Here is a 22,592-nt window from a genome sequence, read left to right as displayed (position 1 = left end):
TTTGAAAATGGGAATTGGAGGTGTGTATGGGCAAGTCCACGAAGGTCTTGTCTGAGCGGGTGTTGACAGGACCGGAAATTTCCCCCAGTCCGTGATGCCCGTGTGTTATTGAGCCTGCGCGTTCTGTCCTAGGTGAGCAGGTTTTCTTTTCCCCCTTTCATTTCACCCGCAGTTATGGAACCTGTCCCCGCCACAACGGCGGGGGCAGGTTTTTTTATTTCCGTCCATTGTTTCCCGTTCGACTGCTATCCCGCCCCGTTCACGCACGTCTTAGACGAGACCCCACACCCCATTTTAGCTGCGGATTTTCCCTGTTGAGTCATGCATGCATGGCGAATCCTCGTTTCTCTCATCCGAATTAAGTTTCATCCTGTCGGGCCGATACTGACTCCAAAGGGGGTGTGGTCAAAATCCTCTCAACCTCTAGGCGTTTTCCGGATGAGCGACTAATTGGGTCCTCGTTCTTTCATGCTACGATGTTCCTCTTCCATCTGAATAGATTTCACAGGTTTTTACTGGCCGGGTCCCTTCTGTTGGGAGCGATAGGGTCTGTTCACGAATCTTTCGCGGGCACCCTGGACGTTGCGCCTCCTTTTTTGAATTTTCCGGTAGACGCGGACGAAGAAATTCATGATGCGTTGACGGTCTCTATCCCGGTGGCGTTTTTGCCGAAGAGGCGGGGTTTGGGGTTATCGGTCGAAGACAGGTACCAGGACCCTGTATTTGCCGACGTGTACTTTGATGACGCCCGCTCTTCCCTCCAGGGCGGTATCGAAGGGTTTCTCCACGAAACAGTCGCACTTCTGAAACAGGAAGACCGGTGGGAATTACGGATTGAAGGCCATTGTGATTCGCGAGGCCCGTCTGCCTATAACTTCGCCCGGGCCGATTATCATCTAAGATCCCTTGCTGGTTTTTTGGTGCAGTTGGGGGTTCCCTCCGGGCGAATTCATCCGGTGAATTTTGGTCAAACTCCATTTTTCTGTCAAAGCGGGAATGAACGGTGTCAGGAAGATAACCTCCGCGCGGAACGAATTTTTTCTATCCTGGCTGTTGACCGTTTTCAACGGGGGTGTGTGGCCCGATTGCGTCTTGTTGCCGGAAAGGATTCGGATCGAGCCATAGGGTATTTGAAGCGCTCGCCTTATTTGCAACGCATTCAACTCGCGTCTCCTCCAATCACCTCTTTCCGCTGAAAACGTGGTATCTCCGGCTTCCTCCCGGTTGAAAAAAAATCCCATTGGCTTTTTCGAAAAAACGGCTGCCTCTTGAATGCCTCTCTATTCAGAAGGGCTACAAAATATCCAGGACAAATTCCCAATGAATTCCCTGATCCTGTACCCCTCCATCGGGAGGATCCTGCACGTGATTTAACTGCTGTCCCCAATACAGACTGGCATGTGCCCGATTGAAGAAGGACAGTCGGATTCCTGTGCCAATACTGGCCAGGGTCTGCGGATCGGGCGTATTGCGTTTGGCTTCCCATGACCGCCCCACATCAATGAAGGGGGCCAGTGCCACCGACACCTTTGGACCGAAAAAGTCGGGGAACATCGGGATTCGGGACTCTAGGTTGAACAGAAACGCATTATCCCGCACCAAATAATTTTCCCAGTACCCCCGGACGCTGTACCGGCCGCCGACGGCAAATTGTTCCAGTGCGAATAAGCTGTCGTTGGCAATCTGCAAGGTCAGGCCCCCGAGAAATTCGATGCCGAGAGGATCTATCCGTCTGACATATTGAGCCTGGCCTAACCAGACAAAAAATTCCCCGTCCGGATCATCCGAGTTTTGTTTATTGTTGGTGGCATTCAGTACGTCCAATCCCACACTGAACCGGGATCGAACCGCGAGAACTTGATTGGATTCCCGGTGAATCCATTCCTGCCCGAATCTGAGGGCTGACACGATAGCCTTGCCGTTGCTCGTGGCTCCAGGCTGGAAGGAAAATCCCGTTCCGCCCAGGAAACTTTGATTTTCCAGGTGTTCTCCGATGAGGGAAAGGGCAATTTCGTCATTGAGTGTGCGATAGACGGGCTGACGCAAGGCGATTTTGTATATTTGGGACTTGGTCTTAATGTCCAGATCATCGAATGGTTTTGTGACGACGTTAAAGTCATTGAACCGGAAATTCAGCTCCAGGGTGGTATCCCGTGCCGTGAGCGGGATGATGTAATTGGCTTCGATGAGAGGCTGCAATCCTTTGGACTGGCCATAGGTAAAGCGAAAGGCATCGCCCAATCCAAACGGGTTCTGCACAGCGATATTGCCGAGACCCCGCGACTCGCCAACGGTTGGGGATTGAAAGTTGTTGAATTCTATCCAGGCATTGAAGGGTGACGCTTCCTCCACTTGCACATGGAGGACACCCTCGCCTGGTTTCAGGCCGGGTTTCAGCTCCGTGTTTAATCGTTCCGTGCGGGGGTCTTGAAGAAGGAGTTGGAGCTTTTCTTTCAACGGATTGATGTTGAGCGGTGGTCCGCTGCTCAGGGCAATCCGGTCTTCAAAATAAAAGGGTAGAAAATATTTGGTGCCTTCGATCTGAATGTCCGTCAGTTTTCCCTCAATAATCTGAATGGTGACGACTCCATTCTGAAGTGTCTGGTCGGGAATCACCGCTCCGGAGTTTACATATCCTTTATTGACATAGAGCAACGTTAAGGCCCGGCGCAGTTCCTCCAGATCATTGGTGGACAACTCTCTGTTTTCGTATGGGGCTGTGACTTTGGCCAGTTCTTCCGCTGAAAAGACAGTGCTCCCCTCAACCTGAATTTTCCGGATCATAACCCGAATCTGAGGCGGGGCCCCTTTCAATTCAGGAATGGTTTCCACCGGAGGCAGTGTGATATCGGGGGCAGGCTTTGGGGGCAGAGGCTCGGTTTTTTTCTCTAAAGGCGGGTGTTGGCCGAACCGTCCGGTGGGATCAAATCCTGGCTGGACCTGCGCGTAGAGTTGTTTATCCTGTCCTACTCCCGGAAAAAATTGTAAAGATAGGATGAGGAAAACAGGCAGTCCTTTTCCAATACCAACGACCCGGATAATCCGTTTGACGGATGCCTGTGAGAGGGACCTTGAACCAAACAACGCATTCCTCGCTGCCATGAATGGCATTCGGTAGAAGAGGTTGTCTGCTGTCAGGGTTTTTTATACAGGAAGAAGTCAATAATTGCTAGGAACTTATTTGATTCCCGATGAGGTCTGGTAATGGACCCTCCTGAGGGTGGCCCTCATTGTTCAAGAAGTTCGAATGGGAAAATAAAGAGAGGGTGAAAGAGAACATACTTTTCATTCCCTGTCTCGTGTAAACAACCGTGTTCCCTTAGTGGCTTTCTTTGACAAGGTTTTTATTCCATGCCGGGATTTCAATGATGAGGTCTTTTTCCCCGTTCGGGACGCACTGGCATCCCAGCCTTGATTGCAGGGTAAGCCCTGGAGCTTCATCTAATTGGTCATTTTCGTCATCCGTGGCCTCGTTGCAGGTGTCCAGTCCCTGCTTCACAATAATATGACAGGTCGAGCAGGCGCAGACTCCGCCGCATGCATGTTCCACATCTATGCCATTTCCCAACGCGATATCGAGGATGCTCCCAGGCAATCCTGTCTCCCCGTAAGGGAATTTTTCCGGGTCAACCTCAATTTCAATGGGCTTTTCAGGTGTAATAAAGGTCAGTTTGAATGGTTTCTTCGCGACTGCGGTTTCGCTTTTCTCAATATATGGATTGCTGCCTCCCATTTAATTCTCCTTATAAATCAATGTTTTAAAAATGATTTTTCAAAAATAGCTCGTGGTCGATTATTTTTGTACTTACTAATTCCGACTAAATGGATCTCCGACCATTTTAGTCTTGACTGACTCAAGAGGTCAATGATATGTTAAACCCGATCATATAAGTCGGCATTATGGCCAGATAAACACTAAAAATACTTTTACTTAATTATGCTGAAGCTTTCGAAAAAAGCAGATTATGCCCTGATGGCTCTCCAATACATGGCCATGGTTCGATCAGGAGAAACCAGTCCTTTTAATCCGAATAGGGTCGTCAACACCAAGGAAATCGCTGAGGAACATCATATTCCCCTGGAGTTGTTAGCCAAAGTGCTTCAAACCTTGGCTAAATATGACATGGTTGAAAGTCAAAACGGACCAAAGGGAGGCTACCTCCTGGCACGTGAGCCACGGGAAATTTCCATTGCGCAAGTTCTGGAAGCTATTGAAGGACCACTGGGGATCGCCGATTGTTACCATGAAAAAGATGAACATGCCTCTTGTGAACAAATTGAACATTGTAATATCCGGACGCCTCTGTTGCGCGTCCAAGAAAGTATTTTTCATTTGCTCAGTAGCATGTCTATTGAAGATATGATGGCCGAGCCCCCCTTAATCATTGTGGAATCTCGTAAAACAAAAGGAGTTCAATTATGAAGTTGCCTATATATTTGGATAATCATTCAACGACCCCCTGCGATCCTCGGGTGCTTGAAATGATGCTCCCCTTCTTCACTGAGAAATTCGGGAATGCGGCCAGCCGGAATCATAGTTTCGGATGGGAAGCCGAAGAGGCGGTGGAAGTGGCCAGAAACCAGATTGCGCATTTAATCCACGCCGATGCCAAAGAAATTATTTTTACCAGTGGGGCAACGGAATCGGATAATCTCGCCTTGCAGGGCGTGGTCGAAATGTACCGGGAAAAGGGAAATCATATCATTACCAGTTCGACGGAACACCGGGCGGTGATTGATACGGCGAAATATCTGGAAAAGAAGGGTATCAAAGTCACTTTCCTTCCTGTTGATAAAGCCGGCATGGTGAGCCCTGATGATGTACGCAATGCCATTACCGACCAGACGATTTTAATTTCGATTATGATGGCCAACAATGAGATCGGTACCATCAATCCAGTGGCGGCCATCGGAAAAGTCGCAAAAGAAAAAGGTGTCCTCTTCCACTGTGACGCGACGCAAGGGGTGGGGAAAATTCCTGTGAATGTTCAGGAAATGGGAATTGATCTGATGTCCTTTACCGCCCATAAGATTTATGGTCCCAAAGGCGTGGGGGCCTTATATGTCCGACGTAAGGCACCGAGAGTGAGGTTGGAGGCGATGATGTATGGTGGAGGTCATGAGCGGGGGATGCGATCGGGGACCTTGGCGGTGCCGCTCATTGTCGGATTCGGGAAAGCCTGCGAACTATGCGAGCAGGAGATGTCAACAGAGTCTGTTCGTATGGCCAAGATGCGCGATCGCCTTCAAGAAGGCATTATGAAGGGTATGGATGAGGTCTATTTAAACGGGCATCCGACGGAGCGGTTGCCGAACAATCTCAATATTAGTTTTGCGTACGTCGAAGGAGAGGCGTTGCTCATGGGGGTCAAAGAAATTGCGCTGTCGTCGGGTTCGGCTTGTACGTCGGCCACACTTGAGCCCTCCTATGTGTTGCGTGCCTTGGGAGTTGGATCGGATTTGGCCCATTCCTCGATCCGCTTCGGGCTCGGTCGATTTAATACCGATGAGGAGGTGGAATACACCATTGACCGAATGATCAAGGCTGTGACGCATCTACGCGAAATGTCCCCGCTCTATGAGATGGCCAAGGAAGGGGTCGATTTGAAAAGCGTTCAATGGGCAGCCCATTAATTGATACGACTGCAGATATATTCACCATGATTTTAAAAAACACAATGTCATACCATACAACAAAGGGAGGGATAGTTCATGGCCTATAGTGAAAAAGTCATTGATCATTACAACAATCCCCGTAATGTGGGAAGTTTTCAAAAAGATGCAGACGATGTCGGAACGGGTGTTGTCGGAGCTCCGGAATGCGGAGATGTGATGAAACTCCAAATTAAAGTCGAAAACGACACTATTGTGGATGCCAAGTTCAAGACGTTTGGGTGTGGGTCGGCCATTGCCAGCTCCAGTTTGGCAACCGAGTGGCTCAAGGGGAAAACCTTAGAGGATGCTCAAAAAATTAAGAATACGGATATTGTCCATGAATTAAATCTCCCACCTGTCAAAATCCATTGTTCAGTGTTGGCGGAAGATGCCATTAAAGCGGCCCTGGGGGATTACCAGAAAAAATCGGGAGAGAAAAAGCTTAAGTCGGAAGGAGCCACGACCTCATCCTAAGCTCAAGGAACCGTTTATGATTTGTTGCAGGGAGAAATGGTGATGGATACAAAAACCACGGAAAGCAATTCAACGGTTGTCATGACCGATGAGGCGTTGAAAGAGGTCAAGCGGTTATTGGACCTTCAGGGAATTACTGAAGGTGGTCTTCGATTGGGAGTTAAGGGTGGCGGCTGTTCGGGGTTGAGCTATACCGTCAACTTCGATGACAAGATCGGGGAGTTTGATACCGTTACCGAAGTAGATGGTGTCAAAGTGATCGTGGATGCCAAAAGCGCCATTTATCTCCAGGGGATGACCCTGGATTATCAAAAGGACATGGTGAGTGGTGCTTTCAAATTTATTAATCCCAATGCCACGAAGACATGTGGGTGCGGAGAGTCGTTTTCAGCATAAGTCCAATCTTTTTCAATCACATAGTGATGTAACAACTCGGGCATGGGGAAGTTCCCCATGCCCGAGTCGTCAGAGCTAGAAAATCATGGAACATCAACATTCAACCGCGACAAAGGCCCGGGAACTTCCCATGGCCCGCAGTATGTGCTGGCACTGCCAGTCTGAAGTCACGGGAGAGTACCTCTGTGGGCAATGCGTCAAGGTTCAGCCGCTTTCAAAGGACTTGGATTATTTTGCCTGCTTTCAACTCCCTCGTCTGTTGAACATTGACGAACAACAATTGGAACAGACATTTTATGAATTAAGTCGTACTTTCCATCCGGATTTTTATTCCACCAAAGATGAATCGGAAAAAGCCATTAGTTTAGGCAATTCCGCATTTCTGAATGCCGGCTATCGCACACTCAAGGATCCCATTCAGCGGGCGGAATATTTGATCCGGTTGGAGGCTGGAGCGGTGAAAGATATTCGATCGAATCCCCCGGCGGATTTGTTTGAAGAAGTTCTTGAGCTGCAAGAGGATTTGGAAACATTCCGACAACTGGCTCCCCAAGGCGCGTCACCTGAGCTTGAGGCCCTTCGGAAAAAGTTGCAGGACGAACGAGAGCGTTTGGAGAAACGCCAGGCTGAAATGGAAGAGTCCCTGCAGGGTCAGTTCAAACAATGGGATCAGTTGCAAGCACGCACTCCTCTTCCAGGGGAGGCGCGTGAAGAAAAAAATTCTATTTTGCGCGCTATGCAGGAAATCCTTTCTAATCGAACATACGTGCGGAATATGGTCAACGATTTGCTCGAAACCACGGGCTAATCATCATCAGTTAAAAGGAATATATTGTGAGTCGCATTGTTGGTATAGATTTAGGAACGACAAACTCGTTAATTGCCTTTATGGATAAGGATGGGCCTCATGTCATCCCCGGCCCGGACGGGCAAACCAAAGTCCCTTCCATCGTCGGGTTAACTGATAATGGGATGATCGTGGGAGAGCCGGCCAAAGCTCATTTAATTCGTGATCCTTCCCGCACCATTTATTCCGTGAAGCGGTTTATGGGCAAGGGGCTGGCCGACGTGAAGGACGACCTGAAGTATTTTCCTTATCAGCTGCATGAAAAAAACGGGGTCATTCGAATTGAAATGGGAGAAAAAACCTTTTCTCCCCCTCAAGTGTCCGCCATGATTCTGAAAGAATTAAAACGGCGAGCCGAGGATTATTTAAAGGAAGACATCTCCAAGGCCGTGGTGACTGTCCCGGCGTATTTCAATGATAGTCAACGGCAAGCCACCAAAGATGCGGGTATGATTGCCGGATTAGAGATCCTGCGCATCATTAATGAGCCGACAGCCGCTTCCTTAGCGTATGGCCTGCAGAAAAAAACACAAGGTCTGATCGCGATCTATGATCTGGGCGGAGGGACGTTTGATATCTCTATACTCAAGTTAAAAGATGGAATTTTTGAAGTCCTGGCGACGAATGGAGACACCCATTTAGGGGGAGATGATTTCGATCAACTGCTCGTCGATGTGATGGTAGAGGATATTTTTCAAACTCAAGGCCTTAGGGTCGGGGAGAATCCGGATTTAATGCAAACCGTTCGGTTAGAGGCGGAGCGTGTCAAAATCCGGTTGTCGGATGAAACCCAAGCTCAGGCGGTGATAGAGCTTCCCAATTCGACGTATGAAAAGTTATGGACGCGGGAGAGCATGGAAACGTTAACGATGGGTTTGGTGGAAAGAACCCTTGGGCCTTGTCGGCTTGCCCTCAAAGATGCAGGCTTAAGCGCCAGTCAGATTGATGAAGTGGTCCTGGTCGGCGGGAATACCCGCATGCCATTGGTTTGGCGAAAAGTGGAAGAACTCTTCGGCCAGAAGCCGCACTCTGAACTGAACCCTGACGAAGTTGTCGCGTTAGGGGCGGCAGTTCAAGCTGATATTTTAGGCGGGCATACCAAAGACCTGTTGTTACTGGACGTGACTCCCTTGTCATTGGGAATCGAAACGATGGGCGGGGTCATGAGTGCGCTGATCCGTCGAAATACCACGATTCCAACCAGTGCAAAGGAAATGTTTACGACCTATGTCGATGGGCAGACCTCGGTGGATATTCATATCCTCCAGGGAGAACGGGAATTGGTTAAAGACAATCGAAGTTTGGCCCGCTTCCAATTAAAGCTTCCACCCTTGCCGGCAGGAGTCCCTCGCGTGGAAGTCAATTTTCTCATTGATGCCAATGGGATCCTACAGGTGACGGCTAGAGATATCCGGACGGGGGAGGCGCAATCGGTTCAGGTGAAGCCTTCTCATGGACTGACCGACGATGAGGTGGAAGGGATGGTTCGTGATTCGTTCCAATTTGCCACCGAAGATATCAAAGCCCGTCAGATTATAGAAGCACGGAATGAAGCCAATGCGATCATCGTGGCGACCGAGAAAGCTCTGGGGCGCGCCGCGAATTTAATTCAAGAAAAGGAAGCGGAAGGCATTCGTCAGATTTTACGGCAGCTTAGTGAAGTGAAAGACGGGGACGATCATCGTGTCATACGTGCGAAAATTACTGAGGTTGAAAAGACGACGCACCATTTGGCCGAAGTGTTGATGGATGCCACGTTGAAAGAAGCTCTTGAAAGTAAGAAATTATCTGACGTCATTAAATAATCCCTCAACAGGGAGACTTTCGGCATGGGCAAAACCCATTCATCCAAGGGGAAGAAATCATGGCTCAGGAATTCATGTGGGGAAATACGGAAGACATTGCTATTCGGCTGCAGGAGGAGCATCCCGACCTTGATCCATTAACGGTCAGGTTTACGGATTTACATGCGTGGGTGGTTGCCCTTCCTGAATTTAAGGACGATCCCAAAACGTCCAATGAAAAAAAACTGGAGGCCATTCAAATGGCCTGGTATGAAGAGTATCAGGATGCCCAGTCCTGAGAACACGCGATAGGGTGTAATGGGCCTGCTGAAGAGTTCTATCAAAACGGGGAAAGCTGGTTGGATGAATCCGAGTTCAACCGGTCGAACTCAAAAAAATCCATAGGGTTCGCCTTTTGAGGAGCCGCTTTTCCTGGTTCCGTTCCTTTACGAAAAACTTCCGTACTGATGTTTCGACTGGTCTTGGACGGCAGGTCACCCGTCGTGGTGTCGATCTGGGCGAATTGAATGTCATTAGGAATAGGAAAGGTCATAACCGGCGAGTGTAGCAGCGCTTGATCAACAAACTTGGTCCATATTGGCAGGGCCGCATGTGCTCCGGATTCCAATCTGCCGAGTGTTCGAACCCCATCAAATCCCACCCATACTCCTGTCGCCAAATTCGGGGCATATCCGACAAACCACGCATCGTTGTAACTATTTGTGGTTCCAGTCTTACCTGCCAATGGACGGCCAATAGATTTGGCGAGTCTTCCGGTTCCGCTTTGAATGACATCCATGAGCATGTTGGTGATCAAGTAGGCGTTTTCCTTGGTCATGGCCTGTCTCGGTTCGAACTGGTGTTGTTCCAGGATTTCCCCGTTGAGGTTCTTGGCATGTGTAATCAGGTAAGGCTCAAGCCACAAACCCTGATTCGCAAACACGCCATACGCGGAAGTGATTTCTTGGAGGGTTACGCTGGAGGATCCCAAGGCTAAAGAGAGGTCCTGGCTGAGCGGACTTCGAATTCCCAGATTACTGGCAATATTGACGACCTCGGGAACTCCGATTTGTTCAAGCAACCTGACGGTCGCGGCGTTGCGGGAATGGCGGAGGGCCTCACGAAGCGTAATGGTTCCAAAAAAGCGTTTTTCATAATTTTCCGGCTTCCATACCCGGTCTAAATCCTCGTCTTCATAGACGACGGGGGCATCGAGAATCAGGGTTGCCGGTGTCAGGCCTTGTTGAAGCGCCGAGGCATAAATGAGTGGCTTGAAGGCGGAACCGGGTTGTCGACGGGCAATCACTGCACGATTGAACTGACTTCGAGTAAAGTCATACCCTCCCACCATTGATTGCACGGCGCCTGTCCTCGGATCCATGGCGATGAGGGCGCCCTCCACGATCGGAGTTTGCTCTAAGACAAATTCGCCCGACTCGACAGTGCCATTTTTCGGGGCGACCTCAATAATGTCTCCGACCTTTAGGAGTTGGAGGGGAGAAGCTTTATCGCGGACGACCGCTGTTCCCACATCTCCGCTTTTCTCCAATCGCCGCTGGGCCCATCGCATATCCTCGAAAAGAATAGAACCCTTATAGGTATTTCCAATCAGGATTTGAGCAGATTGTTTGGTCACGTTGGTCACAAGCGCTCGGTACAGGCCATGGACAAGAGCTGCCTTCGGACTCTGTAGCTCCGGAAAAGTATCGGGAGGCGTGAAATCTTTGGAAAAGTCAATATGTTCAATCGGTCCTCGCCAGCCTTGACGTTTATCTAATTGGCGGAGTCCTGTACGAACCGCTTCTTCCGCGATTTTCTGCATGGCAATGTTTAGGGTGGTGTAGATTCGCAGTCCACCCTTATACACGAGGGTTTCTCCGTACCGATCCACCAAGTGCTGACGAACCTCTTCCAGGAAATAGGCCGCAATCGGTTCTATGGATTGGTGGCGGTAGGCTAGGGTTGTGGCCATGGCGGCCTGCGCCTCCTCGTTGGTGATATATCCGGCTTCTACCATACGCCCTAAGACCAATTCTTTGCGCGATTTAGCCAGATCCGGGTTTCGATAGGGAGAATAGGTGTTTGGAGCTTTAGGAAGACCAGCCAAAAATGCCGATTCAGGAAGACTTAAATCCGAGACGTTTTTATCAAAATAGGTTAAGGCGGCGGCGGCCACTCCATAAGCGCCGTGACCGAAATAAATCTGGTTTAAGTACATTTCAAGAATTTGCTCTTTGGTCAATACCCATTCCATTTTTACTGCGAGAATGAGCTCTTTGATTTTTCGCTGATACGTCCGTTCGGGAGAAAGAAAAAGGGCTCTGGCTAACTGTTGGGTAATGGTGCTCGCGCCTTGAAACCGACCACCTTTTTTGAGATTGGTCCAGGCGGCCCGGCCGATGCCGACAATGTCCAGCCCAGGATGATCAAAAAAACGGGTATCTTCTGTTGCAATGACCGCTTGTGTGAAGGCTTTGGGAATTTTGTCGATGGGGGTATACAGACGACGTTCAATGAAAAATTGCCCAATGAGTTCACCGTTATCTGCATAGACTCTCGATACTAAACTCGGATGGTAGTCCTGAAAGGAATCGAATGTGGGAAGGTCACGGGTTGCAATCCAGAGAATTCCCGCAAGACCTCCTACCCCGACACACAAGGCAAGAAACGTGGTGATCATCGTTATTCGAAGCCAGGACCAGCCGCGTAGCGTGGAAAAAAACGTCTGAAATTTACTCATAAGGAATGCGTGACCAACAATGACCTAGAAATTGGGAAGATTTTGGATGGTATCAAGGAGGAAGAAGATTTCACTGGCCTTTTATTTACGATACCCTGAGATAGGCCAAAACACAAGATCGATATCTTATTCCGGCTGGACGGTGAGTATGCCGCCATGGCATATGTCAGCGCTGTTAGGATGAGAGGTGGTGAAAATTGGTGTGAGGAAGATAGCAGATTTGAGCCCCATGCGGCTTTTGGGCTCAGCAAGCTACCTCCGGAGAGGAATTTCGTTAGGGCTAAATGGACAATTCTGTAGGGCTTCTGCCAGATTGACAAACTTTTTCACCCCATGGTACCACCAAAGGTCAAGTGAATTTTCGGCATTTCCATAACAACGAAGGAGAGTCATTATGTCCACAGATGTTGCCCCAGAAGTGAAGGTCGGAGATGTAGCCCCCGATTTTACATTAAAAGACCAAGATCAAAAGGATATTAAGCTCAGCGACTATCGCGGAAAGAAGAACGTGGTTCTGGCATTTTATCCTCTGGATTGGAGCCCGGTTTGTACCGGAGAAAATAAATGTTTGACCGATGATTTTCCCAATTTTGAATCAGTCAATGCCGAAATTTTTGGCATCAGCTGTGATAGCTTTTTTTCCCACAAAGCTTGGGCGGATTCCTTAGATCTTAAGCATCAATTACTTGCCGATATGCATCGGACGGTGTCTAAGGCCTATGGATTGTATTTTGAGCCGTTGAATTGTTCAAAGCGGGCTACCGTCATCGTGGATAAAAATGGAAAAGTGGCCTATGCGAAAGTTCAAGATATCAAAACCGCTCGTGACGACAAAGAAATTTTGGAAGCGTTGCAGAAGTTGAAATAATCAAGAAGATGCTCTGACCGAAGGGGTTGGAACTTCATCCAACCCCTTCGGCCTGTAATTTTTGACAGCGAGGCTGTGATGTCCGGTATTGTTGAAGATGTGAACGATGACAATTATGAAGGCTTTACTGAGGCTTCAGCTGCGGTTGTAGCCTATGGCATTGCGACCTGCGAACCTTGTAAAGCCTATGATCCTGTTCTTGCGGACATTGCTCAACAGTATTCGAATGTGCGATTTGGAAAGGCTAAAATGCACGTTCCGGGTCGGTGCCGTGCCATTAAAAAGCGACATCAATTTGAAACCTATCCCACCACCCATTTCTTTTCCAACGGAACCCTTGTGCTTACCAAAGAGGGAAAATTAGAACCCACGGAATTGGCCGACTTGATTCGGCAGTCGTTCTCTATCCAACCCTAAATTCTGTTTTGGGAGAAACCTCCCCCGATCCTGGTTTCGTCCGGCGCCTGCAGAGGGTTTTTCGGCTAACAGGGTATTCTGATTGAGTTGGTGCACGCCTTCATGACGGTGCTTTCAGGTTCAGGCTATATAGTATGGACAGCCACGGCACCTGGTTGTTGGCTCACGGAGACTCGATATAGGGGAGGGGTGTGGAAGTGGGGCTGGAGTGTTTCCCAGATGATTTTGGCAATTGCGGAGTCTGTAACGGGAGTGTTGGCAAAGGCCTGATCCTGGCTTATATTTCGCTGGTCAAATCGTGCCAGAATCTGGGATCTGACGATTTGATCCAGAGTCTGTAAATTCATAACCTGCCCGGTGTCGCTGGAAATTTGGCCCTTAGTGGCAATCCACAGATCATAAGCATGCCCTTGGGTATGACCCGCCCTGGATTGATTCAGGGCCGAAAACGCATAGTGCCGAGCGATGATGGCCGATGATCCGTTAGCAGGTTGGAGGGCACCATCCATGAAACTCGTATTCACCTCGGCATAAAGGGTTTCGTCCTCATAAAGACGAAGTGTATCCGGATTAGGGAGGTCTGGATGTTTTTCCAAAATGTGCCAAAGGGTGACTGCGAGATTTTCGGTCGTGGGAATTTTCTTGGAAAAATACGGGGTATCAAGATTTAAGTTTTTATGATCAAATTGTTCCAGGACCTGATTTAAAATGATTTTTAAGTCATATAAATTGATGATCATCCCTGTGACTGGGTCGATATCCCCCTGCAGGGTGACTTCCAATAAATAGTTATGGCCATGGGTATTGACATTATTACAAAGACCAAAAACTTCACGATTTGTGGCGTCATCCCATTCAGGATTGTGGTAGCGGTGAGAGGAGCAAAACTCTAGACGTTTGGTGAGGGTTGCTTTAGGCATGAGGTCTCTCTGGAAAAGAAAAAGGGCTGGATCTTGGTTACCTATGGAAGTCCAAGTCCAGCCCTAATTGGTTAGGATTCTGAAAGAATGTTTTTAGGTCGAGAATGAGCTTCCACATCCACAGGTGGACTTCGCTTGAGGATTCTTGATGGCAAATCCCGACCCTTGCAGGCTATCAACGTAATCCACTTCCGCGCCGCTGAGCATCGGGGCGCTTTGGGAATCCACAATGACCTTCACGTCGCCTTTTTCGATGATTGTGTCATCATCGCTGGTTTTATCTTCAAAAGACATTCCATATTGATAGCCGCTGCATCCGCCGCCTTTGACGTAAATGCGTAAACCGACAGAATTTTCTTCTTCCTTAATCAGTTCCTTAATTTTCTGCTCTGCGATCGGGGTAATTGTTACCATAGTCGTTGTATCCTCCTCCTTATGATCACATTATTTTTGTAGATTCATCTTTCCTTTCAATCGGTTGAAAATAATCCACCATTGAGCTTACATCTTAAAGCACGACTTTTAATCTTGTCAATTTATAGAGAAGCTGCGAGGTTGGGGAATCAAGCACGGCAAAATGATGAATCACTCGAGATCCTTTAGCCATTCCTGCCTCAATTCCTGAGAAACTGGGGCTTCTGTACGATAGTGAGGGTGGAGGATAGTCAGAAAGGCAGGGATTTCCTCATGGGTCAGGAGGTCTCGAAAGGTTGGGGTGGTGGAAAATCGTACAAAATGCACGGCACTGATTTTATCTTCCTTGCTATGGCCGGCCTCAAAATTTGCAAAAACTGTGGTATCGCCAATCTTGAGTCCCACGGTATTGGCCTCGTCGATATTCTTAAAGGAATCCAGCAGCGGTTGAATGTTTTCGGAATCGGTAATTTCGATAAACAGGGTTGCGCTCAATTCATTTCGATCTGGGAGGAGGGCATTGTACACGTCGCATTCTTCCTGAATTTTCCCCGGATCAAAAATGCGCTCAATGCGAATCATTTCTTGTATTTGAAATAGCAGGGTTTCCCGATTTTCAAATACGAGTGTCACGAATTCTCCTACAGAAATACGGCGCCGTTTTTTAAGGGCAATAATTTTTTGCCGAATGGCGGAGCGTTCTTCCTCATATTGAGCAGCCGGGAGGAGATCTTGCGGTGTGAGCAGTTTCATGGTGTTAATCCATAGGCGTTACGAACGACTTGAATAGGATGAAGAGTCGATTGAGTTGGTGCAGTTTGAAGTGCTTGGTCCAGTTGTAGTGCCGACAGGGGGCAATCGGAGGCGACGACGTCGAATGGCTCCTCTTGAATTTCTCTCACGGCTTTTTTGGCGATTTTCATCGAGAGATCAAAGAATTCGGTCTTGGCACTCCAGGCTCCATCGTGTCCGGAACATTTCTCGATCAGATGAACCGTGGCGCCGGTCAACTCCATCAATTCTTTGGATTTAAATCCGATGTTCTGATCACGTAAATGACAGGGAATTTGATACGCCACGCGTCCAGGATTAGCTTGAAAATCGAGGGAAAGCCTGCCTTCCCGTTTTAGCCGCATTAAATATTCGCAAAGATCAAACGTGCGCTCGCTCAATTGCTTCATTTCAGGTGTGGGTTTGAGATAAGGGTATTCCCGTTTGAACATCAGACTACAACTGGGTGCTGGAATGACAATGTCATATCCCTGATCGAGATAGGGCGCAAAGAGTCGATATTGAGACTCGGCAATCTTGGCCATTCCATCGGTATCACCCACGTCAAACCGTGGCATCCCACAGCACTGCTGGTTCGGAGGTACCACGACCTCAATGCCGTTTTTCTCCAAAATTTGTACGGCAGCTTTTCCAATATCAGTTACCTGATATGTCACCAGGCAACTCGGGAAGAAGGCGACTTTGCCCTGGCTGTGGGCCCGTGCGGGAGCTGACTTCCGCTGATCCCACCATTGGGTAAAGGTCTGGGATTGAAACGAAAGGACTTGGCGGTTTTTGTGCACTCCGACCATACGCTCAACCAGACTTCGAAGCCACGGTGTGCGAAGGGCCCAATTGGTCAGTGGAGCGGTCAGGCTTCCCAGTTTTCCGATCAAATCGGTTTGAATTAGGAGCTTGTCGCGCCATGAGGTCCCACCTTCAGCCGTACGTTGTTTTTTCCAGGCAGCCATGAGCCTGGGAAAATCCAGATCGTATTGATGGGGAGGAGAATAGGGACAATGGTTGAAACAGAGTTTGCAGTAGTAACATTCCTGTTCAATCTTCGTGAAATCCTGCGCAGTGAACTGCGTTGAGTCGCTCTCATACTCATCAATCCGGTCAATAAGGGTATTGAACGACGGGCATAAGTTAAAGCATCGTCGGCACCCGTCACAGACATCGAAAATGCGGCGAGTCTCGGTTTCGAGTTGAGACCGCGTCCAGCCTGGAGTAATAAGGTCAAATTTTGCCACAGGTTTTGGCTTCGTTTGAGAGTCTGTGAAAGTGTGTATGCAGGGCGGCAGCCGTTATGATCGACCGCCGCCGTGTGTCATAATGCCGGAGCTATCAGCTCTGCTTTAGGGATTCCAGCCCTTTCGTAAACCGGTTCGCATGGGATCGTTCAGCTTTGGCTAACGTCTCAAACCATTCTGCGAGTTCCTCAAGGCCTTCATCACGAGCGGTTTTTGCCATGCCGGGATACATCTGGGTATATTCATAGGTCTCACCTTCAATTGACGCTTTTAAGTTGGCTTCGGTGTTGCCAATCGGCACACCGGTGGCAGGGTCACCGACTTCCTTCAAAAAGTCCAGGTGACCAAACGCATGTCCGGTCTCAGCTTCCGAGGTATCACGAAACAGGCCGCCGATATCGGTATAGCCTTCAATGTCGGCCCGCCGGGCGAAATATAAGTAGCGTCGATTCGCTTGCGATTCACCGGCAAATGCCGCTTTTAAATTTTCGTGGCTTTTTGTGCCTTTAAGAGCTTTTCCCATGAAGTCCTCCTTTGACGGTTGTGGGGTGTAACCCCGGTGATGAATAGTTGATGGAGCGCTCCGTTTGGCGGCGACAAGAGCCGCAAAGTCCACGGAAAGCGACCTGATAACTCGTAATTTCAAAATCTTTGGGAATGCCGGCAGGGGAGGTCAGGCAATTGAGTCGGGGATCGACGACATCGACAATGGCCTGGCACCCCAAGCAAATCAAATGGTGATGGGGAGACAGATTGGCATCAAAGCGAGCCCGGGTATGGCCAATATTGACTTCATGAATCAACCCGCAGGTACGCAAAGCCCCAAGTGTATAGTAGACAGTGTTTAGAGACATCATGGGAAATTTCGGAGCGACTTCAGCAAAGAGCTCTTCGGCTGTCGGATGAGTGGTACTGCGGAGGAGTGCGTCATAAATTGCTGTTCGCTGGGGAGTCGTTTTTAATCCGCATCCCTGAAACTTTTGCTTGATGTCATGAAAAGAAATTTCCATATTATTCCTGTTTAGGAATAGTTACTATTTAACAGAACCCTCATGAGACGGTCAATCGGAGTACGCCGGCTGCATAGAAGAAAGCCAAGCAAAAACGAAATTGGGAAGACGTGCTTCCGTGAATCGCCTTCTCAAGGTATTTAACCTTATGCAGGAACCCACTGCCGCCATCCCTGGCCTTGGTGCCCAAACTCAAAATGGGTGGGATGAAAGATCTCTGCCAGAATTTCGAGGGATTCAACGAGGCGCGGCCCAGGGCGGTTGAAAAACTGGTTCCCATCCGTCAAGTATACCTTCTGATTTTGCACTGCTCGTAATTGTGGCCAAAATGGATGTGATGTCATGGCCGGCAATTCTTCCTGAATGCGAGCCATGGAAAATCCACAAGGCATCAAGACCAGGAAATCCGGATCCGAAGCGGCTAAGGCTTCCCAGGTTACCCATGGAGCGTGTGTTCCCCGCTGTCCAAACATTGATTGCCCTCCCGCCAAATGAATCAGTTCGGGTACCCAGTTGCCGGCAGCCATCAGCGGTTCCATCCATTCGATGCAGGCCACAGTGGGGGGAGTAAGTTGTTGGGATCGGTCCGCAATATCGCCGATGCGTTGGTGGGCCAATTTCAGAAATGCCTCTCCTGCAGCTTGCTGTCCTAAGCCGTCCGCTACTCTGGTCAGATCGTCCCAAACCCCTGATAAGTCCTGTGCACCCAAGGAAATCAACGTGGGTGACATTCCTATCAAGTCGCGAAGGGCCCGCTGCACCTCATCAGCGCTCACGGCACACACCTCACACTGGATTTGGGTTACGATGACATCCGGACGTAAGTCCTGCATCCGGTCGACCAAGACCTCATACAAGGAAAGGGCTGACTGAAGGCGTTTGGAAACCTGAACATGAATAGTTTGGCTCGTTCCCTTACTATCCACCATGGCTTGAGTGCAAACAGGAAGAGAGGTAATGTCCGTAGGAAAATCGCATTCGTGTGACCGGCCGACAAGCTGGGCACGGCAACCTAATGCGCAGACCATTTCTGTCCCGCTAGGAATTAACGACACAATACGCAAAGCCACAATATTTCCTTGAAGGTGAAAAGAATGGGGAGAAATAATTGCTCATCCTACCTGAGGAAGGCAGAGCGTCCGCAACTTCTTTTTGGTTGCCTGGGCTGTTTGGGAGAGGGGGAAAGAGAATGGAAGCTACCAACCATCTATGGTACAAATGTACTTTCAACTTCGCTGGGCAAAGCAATATGGATTATGTCCTTTGTGCACCCACATCAATTTCACTGTTGATCACCGAAATCTGATTCGCATTCATCAAGGAGGTGTGTATGGCAGCCAAAGCGTATATTCTCATGAAAGTTAAAGCCGGAAAAGTCCAAGATGTTTTAGAGACCCTCAAAGCCCTTTCTGGGGTGGAACAAGCTCATGCCTGTTTCGGTCAGCCTGATATCTTTGGTCTGGTCAATGCGCCTGATGACCGCGCGCTCTCCAACCTCATCATGGCCAAGATTCACACCATCCCCGGAGTGGAAGAAACCGACACGCATATCGTCGTCCAGGATTAGTTGCTTCCATTATCCTTGCCCTAGAAGCGGGGGACGGACTCAAGAAGTTGGAGCCAGTCCCCAGGACGAATTGAGGATTCTGGGTTAGATGGAGCCTAGCTATTGTTGCTCCGGATTGTGGGCTGTTGCTTCCTGGTGCAGACAATCCCTCCATGTCCTTCTAGTGAGCCACGAAAAAAACAAGGGTGCTGTATAGAAAAAGCCGGGGTCTTTTGACCCCGGCTTTTGTTGAAATCCAGATTTTTGATCTGAGATTAGGAAGGGATAATCGAGATCAAAACAAACCGGACGCATGGCCGGAATTGGCCATGAAAAATAACATTGGGATGGAAAGCATGGTATTCGTACGGGACGCCAGGAGTGCCATCCGTCCGGCCTTGGCTTTTTCTTCAGGTGTGGCTTCCTTGAGCCCAAGGACTTTCTTTTGATTGGGCCAAATGATTCCCCACACGTTCAGCAACATAATGGTCCCGAGCCAGGCGCCCATGCCGATCACGGCATCCGGTCCCTGTAGCATAAATGCACTTCCCATACGATGCTGATTCATCAGTAAGGCGGCACCAAATATCCAGGTGAATAGAGCTCCCCAGCGAAACCACCAGAGCGCATTGGGCACCAGGTGTTTAAAGGCTTCAGCTTTGGTTTCGGGTGTGACGACTTTGAGAAATGGCACTTGGATGAAATTAAAGTAGTAGAGAATTCCAATCCAGGTAATACCCGCGAGGAAATGCCCCCACGCTAATAAACTTTCCATAAAATGTCCTCGTATTCGTTAGGTTGAGTAATGATGTTTTTGGAGGTGATGAGGTGTCACACCAGCATTTTGACCAGGCCGTACAGGACCACAGTCAATACAAAACCAGCAGTGATGGTGCCAGAGATCGTATCGAGCGGATTGCCCATTGTCTTCCTCCTTTATTGTTCGTCGTAATGAGAAGCGGGTTGTGTCATGTGGACTATGGAACGTAGCCAACATGTATCTGGTGACCTAGCCTAACGTAGACCGGCTATCTTGTTCAAGATATCCGGCAAAAGGATTCGAAAGCATTTACTTCGGGGTGACTCGACGTGATTTTGGGGGAGTCGAAGCCGGTAGACAGAACCGCCACAATTTGTTCGCCCATTCGCCCGCATAGTCTATGCCAATTCGAGGCAGAGTTTGAATCTGTTTTGGCAAAACGGCTAGGCCATGATCTTCGATCCAAAGTGTGGTGCCGACTGTGGCATCCAGTCCGTTATGCGTGCGATTCACTTCTAAGAATCGGCAAACCCGGCCGGGACCGTCGATGCGCCTGGGCAAATCGGGCGGGTGATCTCCTCCCAAGATTTCCAGTCCTCGAATTAAAACTGCGGCAGGATATTGCTCTTGTTCAGTCACGATATTGAGACAGTGATACATTCCATAAATCAGATACACATAGGTGAAGCCGGCAGGGCCAAACATGATTTCTGTCCGTTTCGTCCGGCCTTTGGAGGCATGGCAGGCCCGATCCTCCGGTCCCACGTAGGCTTCCGTATCCACAATTTTGGCCTGGATGATTCCGTTGGGCGTCTGTTTGATCAGTACCTTTCCCAGCAATTCTCTTGCGACTTTCAATGTGGGCCGCTCAAAAAACATACGCGGTAAAGGGTTCGGAGTATCTTCACGTTGCCGAACTGGGCTCAAGGAGAAAGAATTTTGATTTCGCTCATTGGTAAGAGAGGTCCGAGGTCTATGGTGGATAACTGGCGGGAATTTCGAAGTAGAGTCATCGTTTTGCCTTCCCCTTCTTTGTAAGGAGGGGTTAGGGGAGGTAGAGCTTTTGGTTATTTGGAAGGTTATATCTTCTAAGACTCCATCCAAATTGCCTAGAACCTCCTCATTGTTGTAACGAACAATCATGATCCCCAAAGAATGTAAATGGGTTTCCCGTAGTCGATCGTTCTTTATTGTATTTTCTGTCGCGTGTACATCCCCATCAACTTCAATGACCAACGCGCGTTCTGGACAAAAGAAATCTACGATGTAAGGTCCGATTCCATGTTGTCGACAAAATTTGAGCCCCTGGATTTGATAGCCGCGAAGTTTTGACCAGAGCAATTGTTCGGCCGGGGTTTGGTTCGAACGAAGCCGACGGCGTATCGGAAGAAAGGCTGATTTCCCTTTTTGTGTGGTCATGGGCCCTTGATCAAATTGATTAAGTTTTTCCCTCCTTAGGTAAGGAGGGCTAGTTGAGGTAGAGACTTCCGGCTACTAACGCAGGTTTCAAAAACTTGATACCTCTGACTTCTTCTGGAGAAACTCTACCCCACCTACACCTCCCCTTGTATCATGAAAGAATCTCAAAGACGATGGTTGTCTCTTGATTCACCCTGGAGCCTGACAGCCCGACTCCCCTTTGGTCAGAGAAGACCGGTTGTAAGCTTGGTGCGTCAGGCTCCGCCTCCATCTCAGCCCGTACAGTTGCCTGGACCATTGAAGCCCGTATCGACAAGGCTGGGCGCGTTCGCGGGAGGCATGAACCGGGAGGAGGTCCTGATGGAACTGACACCGTCCTGTGTAGGCATTGATGTGGCGAAAGCCAAACGGGATGTGGCGCTCTCGCCCACCGAGCCGATTGTGCCCGTCGACAATACGGAGGCCGGCCTGCAGCCCCTGCTCACGCAGCTGCATCGCGTGCGGCCTACTCGGATCGTGGTGGAGGCCACGGGCGGATATGAACAGCTCGTGGTGCGCCTGTTGGTGGACGCGGGGTTGCCGATCATTGTGGTCAATCCGCGGCAGGTGCGCGCCTTTGCCAAAGCGACGGGGCAGTTGGCCAAGACCGATGCGATGGACGCCCGCCTGCTGGCTCTCTTTGCGGCTCGCGTGCCACCCGCCCTGCGGGCCCAGCCCGATCAAGCCACGGCGGCGTTGGCCGCCTTGCTGGCCCGTCGGCGACAACTGGTGGCGATGATCACCGATGAGAAACATCGCCGGCACCTGGCCCCACCACCCATTCGCCAGAGCATGCAGAAGCATCTCGGTTGGTTGGAGCGCCAATTGGCTACCCTGGATACCGAGTTCACCACGACGATCCGGCAAAGTCCCGTCTGGCAGGAGCACGAAGACCTTCTGCAGAGTGTGCCCGGCGTGGGCCCTGTGCTGAGTCGGACCCTGCTGGCCGATCTGCCGGAGTTGGGGACCTTGTCCCGTCGGCCAATTGCGGCCCTCGTAGGAATCGCGCCTTTTAATCAGGACAGTGGCACCCGGCGCGGGCATCGAACGGGTTGGGGCGGACGGGCCCCTGTGCGCACGGCACTGTATAGGGCGACACTCGTGGCCACCAAATGCAATCCGGTAATTGCGGTCTTCTATTCCCGGCTCCTCATGGCGGGCCAACGGAAAACAGTGGCGCTGGTCGCCTGCATGCGAAAGTTGCTGACAATTCTGAATGCAATGGTCCAGCATAAGACGAAGTGGGTAGAGATACGTAGTTAGGCGAGTTGACATTGAA

Annotated in this window: 24 protein-coding genes; 12 read left to right on the top strand and 12 right to left on the bottom strand. The window is 49.6% G+C overall.

What is annotated here, in order from left to right; all coding sequences use genetic code 11:
• Window positions 1-596 precede the first annotated feature (596 nt).
• Window positions 597-1,196 (top strand): OmpA family protein, encoded by a 600-nt coding sequence (locus H6750_07585; protein MCB9774175.1) that lies wholly within the window; start codon window positions 597-599, stop codon window positions 1,194-1,196.
• Window positions 1,197-1,293: 97 nt separating this feature from the next.
• Here the strand turns inward: H6750_07585 and H6750_07580 are convergent, their stop codons facing one another.
• Both H6750_07580 and H6750_07575 read right to left on the bottom strand, forming a co-directional pair.
• A complete protein-coding gene (locus H6750_07580; GenBank protein ID MCB9774174.1) occupies window positions 1,294-3,102 on the bottom strand; it encodes a ShlB/FhaC/HecB family hemolysin secretion/activation protein in 1,809 nt (602 codons plus the stop codon).
• 217 nt (window positions 3,103-3,319) lie between these two features.
• Window positions 3,320-3,733 (bottom strand): 2Fe-2S iron-sulfur cluster binding domain-containing protein, encoded by a 414-nt coding sequence (locus tag H6750_07575; protein ID MCB9774173.1) that lies wholly within the window; start codon window positions 3,731-3,733, stop codon window positions 3,320-3,322.
• A gap of 204 nt (window positions 3,734-3,937) precedes the next feature.
• Between H6750_07575 and H6750_07570 the strand changes: the two genes are divergently transcribed.
• The 7 genes from H6750_07570 to iscX all read left to right on the top strand — a co-directional run bounded on the left by H6750_07570 (window position 3,938) and on the right by iscX (window position 9,455).
• The gene (locus H6750_07570) at window positions 3,938-4,423 is read left to right on the top strand and encodes an Rrf2 family transcriptional regulator (protein ID MCB9774172.1); all 486 of its coding nucleotides are present in this window, start codon (window positions 3,938-3,940) and stop codon (window positions 4,421-4,423) included.
• Window positions 4,420-5,634 carry an IscS subfamily cysteine desulfurase gene (locus tag H6750_07565; protein MCB9774171.1) on the top strand — a complete coding sequence of 405 codons (1,215 nt, stop codon included), beginning with the start codon at window positions 4,420-4,422 and terminating at the stop codon, window positions 5,632-5,634. The genes H6750_07570 and H6750_07565 overlap by 4 nt, the downstream gene beginning before the upstream one ends.
• 78 nt (window positions 5,635-5,712) lie before the next feature.
• Window positions 5,713-6,129 (top strand): Fe-S cluster assembly scaffold IscU, encoded by a 417-nt coding sequence (gene iscU, locus H6750_07560; GenBank protein MCB9774170.1) that lies wholly within the window; start codon window positions 5,713-5,715, stop codon window positions 6,127-6,129.
• Window positions 6,130-6,171: 42 nt separating this feature from the next.
• Complete coding sequence (locus tag H6750_07555) at window positions 6,172-6,525, top strand: iron-sulfur cluster assembly accessory protein (protein ID MCB9774169.1); 354 nt, start codon at window positions 6,172-6,174, stop codon at window positions 6,523-6,525.
• 85 nt (window positions 6,526-6,610) lie between these two features.
• Entirely contained in the window at window positions 6,611-7,333 is a 723-nt protein-coding gene (hscB, locus tag H6750_07550) for a Fe-S protein assembly co-chaperone HscB (GenBank protein MCB9774168.1), read from the top strand.
• 26 nt (window positions 7,334-7,359) lie between these two features.
• Complete coding sequence (dnaK, locus tag H6750_07545; GenBank protein MCB9774167.1) at window positions 7,360-9,177, top strand: molecular chaperone DnaK; 1,818 nt, start codon at window positions 7,360-7,362, stop codon at window positions 9,175-9,177.
• A gap of 59 nt (window positions 9,178-9,236) precedes the next feature.
• Window positions 9,237-9,455, top strand: a complete 219-nt coding sequence (iscX, locus tag H6750_07540; protein ID MCB9774166.1) for a Fe-S cluster assembly protein IscX — start codon at window positions 9,237-9,239, stop codon at window positions 9,453-9,455.
• A gap of 41 nt (window positions 9,456-9,496) precedes the next feature.
• On the opposite strand, the gene H6750_07535 is transcribed toward iscX, so the two are convergent.
• Entirely contained in the window at window positions 9,497-11,896 is a 2,400-nt protein-coding gene (locus H6750_07535) for a PBP1A family penicillin-binding protein (GenBank protein ID MCB9774165.1), read from the bottom strand.
• A gap of 394 nt (window positions 11,897-12,290) precedes the next feature.
• Here H6750_07535 and H6750_07530 point away from each other — a divergent pair, with 394 nt between their 5' ends.
• Together H6750_07530 and H6750_07525 are read left to right on the top strand one after the other, a co-directional pair.
• Window positions 12,291-12,764 (top strand): peroxiredoxin, encoded by a 474-nt coding sequence (locus H6750_07530; GenBank protein ID MCB9774164.1) that lies wholly within the window; start codon window positions 12,291-12,293, stop codon window positions 12,762-12,764.
• Between the two features lie 78 nt (window positions 12,765-12,842).
• Window positions 12,843-13,181 (top strand): thioredoxin family protein, encoded by a 339-nt coding sequence (locus H6750_07525; GenBank protein ID MCB9774163.1) that lies wholly within the window; start codon window positions 12,843-12,845, stop codon window positions 13,179-13,181.
• A 125-nt stretch (window positions 13,182-13,306) separates the two neighbouring features.
• On the opposite strand, the gene H6750_07520 is transcribed toward H6750_07525, so the two are convergent.
• The 7 genes from H6750_07520 to H6750_07490 form a co-directional block, all read right to left on the bottom strand.
• Window positions 13,307-14,101, bottom strand: a complete 795-nt coding sequence (locus tag H6750_07520; GenBank protein ID MCB9774162.1) for a 6-carboxytetrahydropterin synthase — start codon at window positions 14,099-14,101, stop codon at window positions 13,307-13,309.
• Between the two features lie 93 nt (window positions 14,102-14,194).
• Complete coding sequence (erpA, locus tag H6750_07515; protein ID MCB9774161.1) at window positions 14,195-14,515, bottom strand: iron-sulfur cluster insertion protein ErpA; 321 nt, start codon at window positions 14,513-14,515, stop codon at window positions 14,195-14,197.
• 171 nt (window positions 14,516-14,686) lie between these two features.
• Complete coding sequence (locus H6750_07510) at window positions 14,687-15,268, bottom strand: DUF3501 family protein (GenBank protein ID MCB9774160.1); 582 nt, start codon at window positions 15,266-15,268, stop codon at window positions 14,687-14,689.
• Entirely contained in the window at window positions 15,265-16,539 is a 1,275-nt protein-coding gene (locus H6750_07505) for a hypothetical protein (protein ID MCB9774159.1), read from the bottom strand. The genes H6750_07510 and H6750_07505 overlap by 4 nt, the downstream gene beginning before the upstream one ends.
• Before the next feature lie 94 nt (window positions 16,540-16,633).
• Window positions 16,634-17,062: a rubrerythrin gene (locus tag H6750_07500; protein ID MCB9774158.1), complete on the bottom strand. Its 429-nt coding sequence runs from the start codon at window positions 17,060-17,062 to the stop codon at window positions 16,634-16,636.
• Entirely contained in the window at window positions 17,046-17,549 is a 504-nt protein-coding gene (locus tag H6750_07495; protein ID MCB9774157.1) for a transcriptional repressor, read from the bottom strand. The genes H6750_07500 and H6750_07495 overlap by 17 nt, the downstream gene beginning before the upstream one ends.
• 146 nt (window positions 17,550-17,695) lie before the next feature.
• Window positions 17,696-18,622, bottom strand: coding sequence for a cobalamin-binding protein (locus tag H6750_07490; protein ID MCB9774156.1), 927 nt, complete (start codon window positions 18,620-18,622; stop codon window positions 17,696-17,698).
• A gap of 257 nt (window positions 18,623-18,879) precedes the next feature.
• Here H6750_07490 and H6750_07485 point away from each other — a divergent pair, with 257 nt between their 5' ends.
• A complete protein-coding gene (locus tag H6750_07485; protein MCB9774155.1) occupies window positions 18,880-19,116 on the top strand; it encodes an Lrp/AsnC ligand binding domain-containing protein in 237 nt (78 codons plus the stop codon).
• A 274-nt stretch (window positions 19,117-19,390) separates the two neighbouring features.
• Here H6750_07485 and H6750_07480 read toward each other — a convergent pair whose 3' ends face one another.
• On the bottom strand, window positions 19,391-19,870 hold the full coding sequence (locus H6750_07480; protein MCB9774154.1) for a urate hydroxylase PuuD: 480 nt from the start codon (window positions 19,868-19,870) through the stop codon (window positions 19,391-19,393).
• 294 nt (window positions 19,871-20,164) lie between these two features.
• A complete protein-coding gene (locus H6750_07475) occupies window positions 20,165-21,274 on the bottom strand; it encodes a DNA-3-methyladenine glycosylase (GenBank protein MCB9774153.1) in 1,110 nt (369 codons plus the stop codon).
• Window positions 21,275-21,634: 360 nt separating this feature from the next.
• Between H6750_07475 and H6750_07470 the strand changes: the two genes are divergently transcribed.
• Window positions 21,635-22,576: an IS110 family transposase gene (locus H6750_07470; GenBank protein MCB9774152.1), complete on the top strand. Its 942-nt coding sequence runs from the start codon at window positions 21,635-21,637 to the stop codon at window positions 22,574-22,576.
• Window positions 22,577-22,592: the final 16 nt, after the last annotated feature.

Source organism: Nitrospiraceae bacterium (genome assembly GCA_020632595.1).
Taxonomy (GTDB): domain Bacteria; phylum Nitrospirota; class Nitrospiria; order Nitrospirales; family UBA8639; genus Nitrospira_E.
Note: the sequence above shows the minus strand (reverse complement) of the source record. Positions and strands in the feature narration are given on the sequence as shown.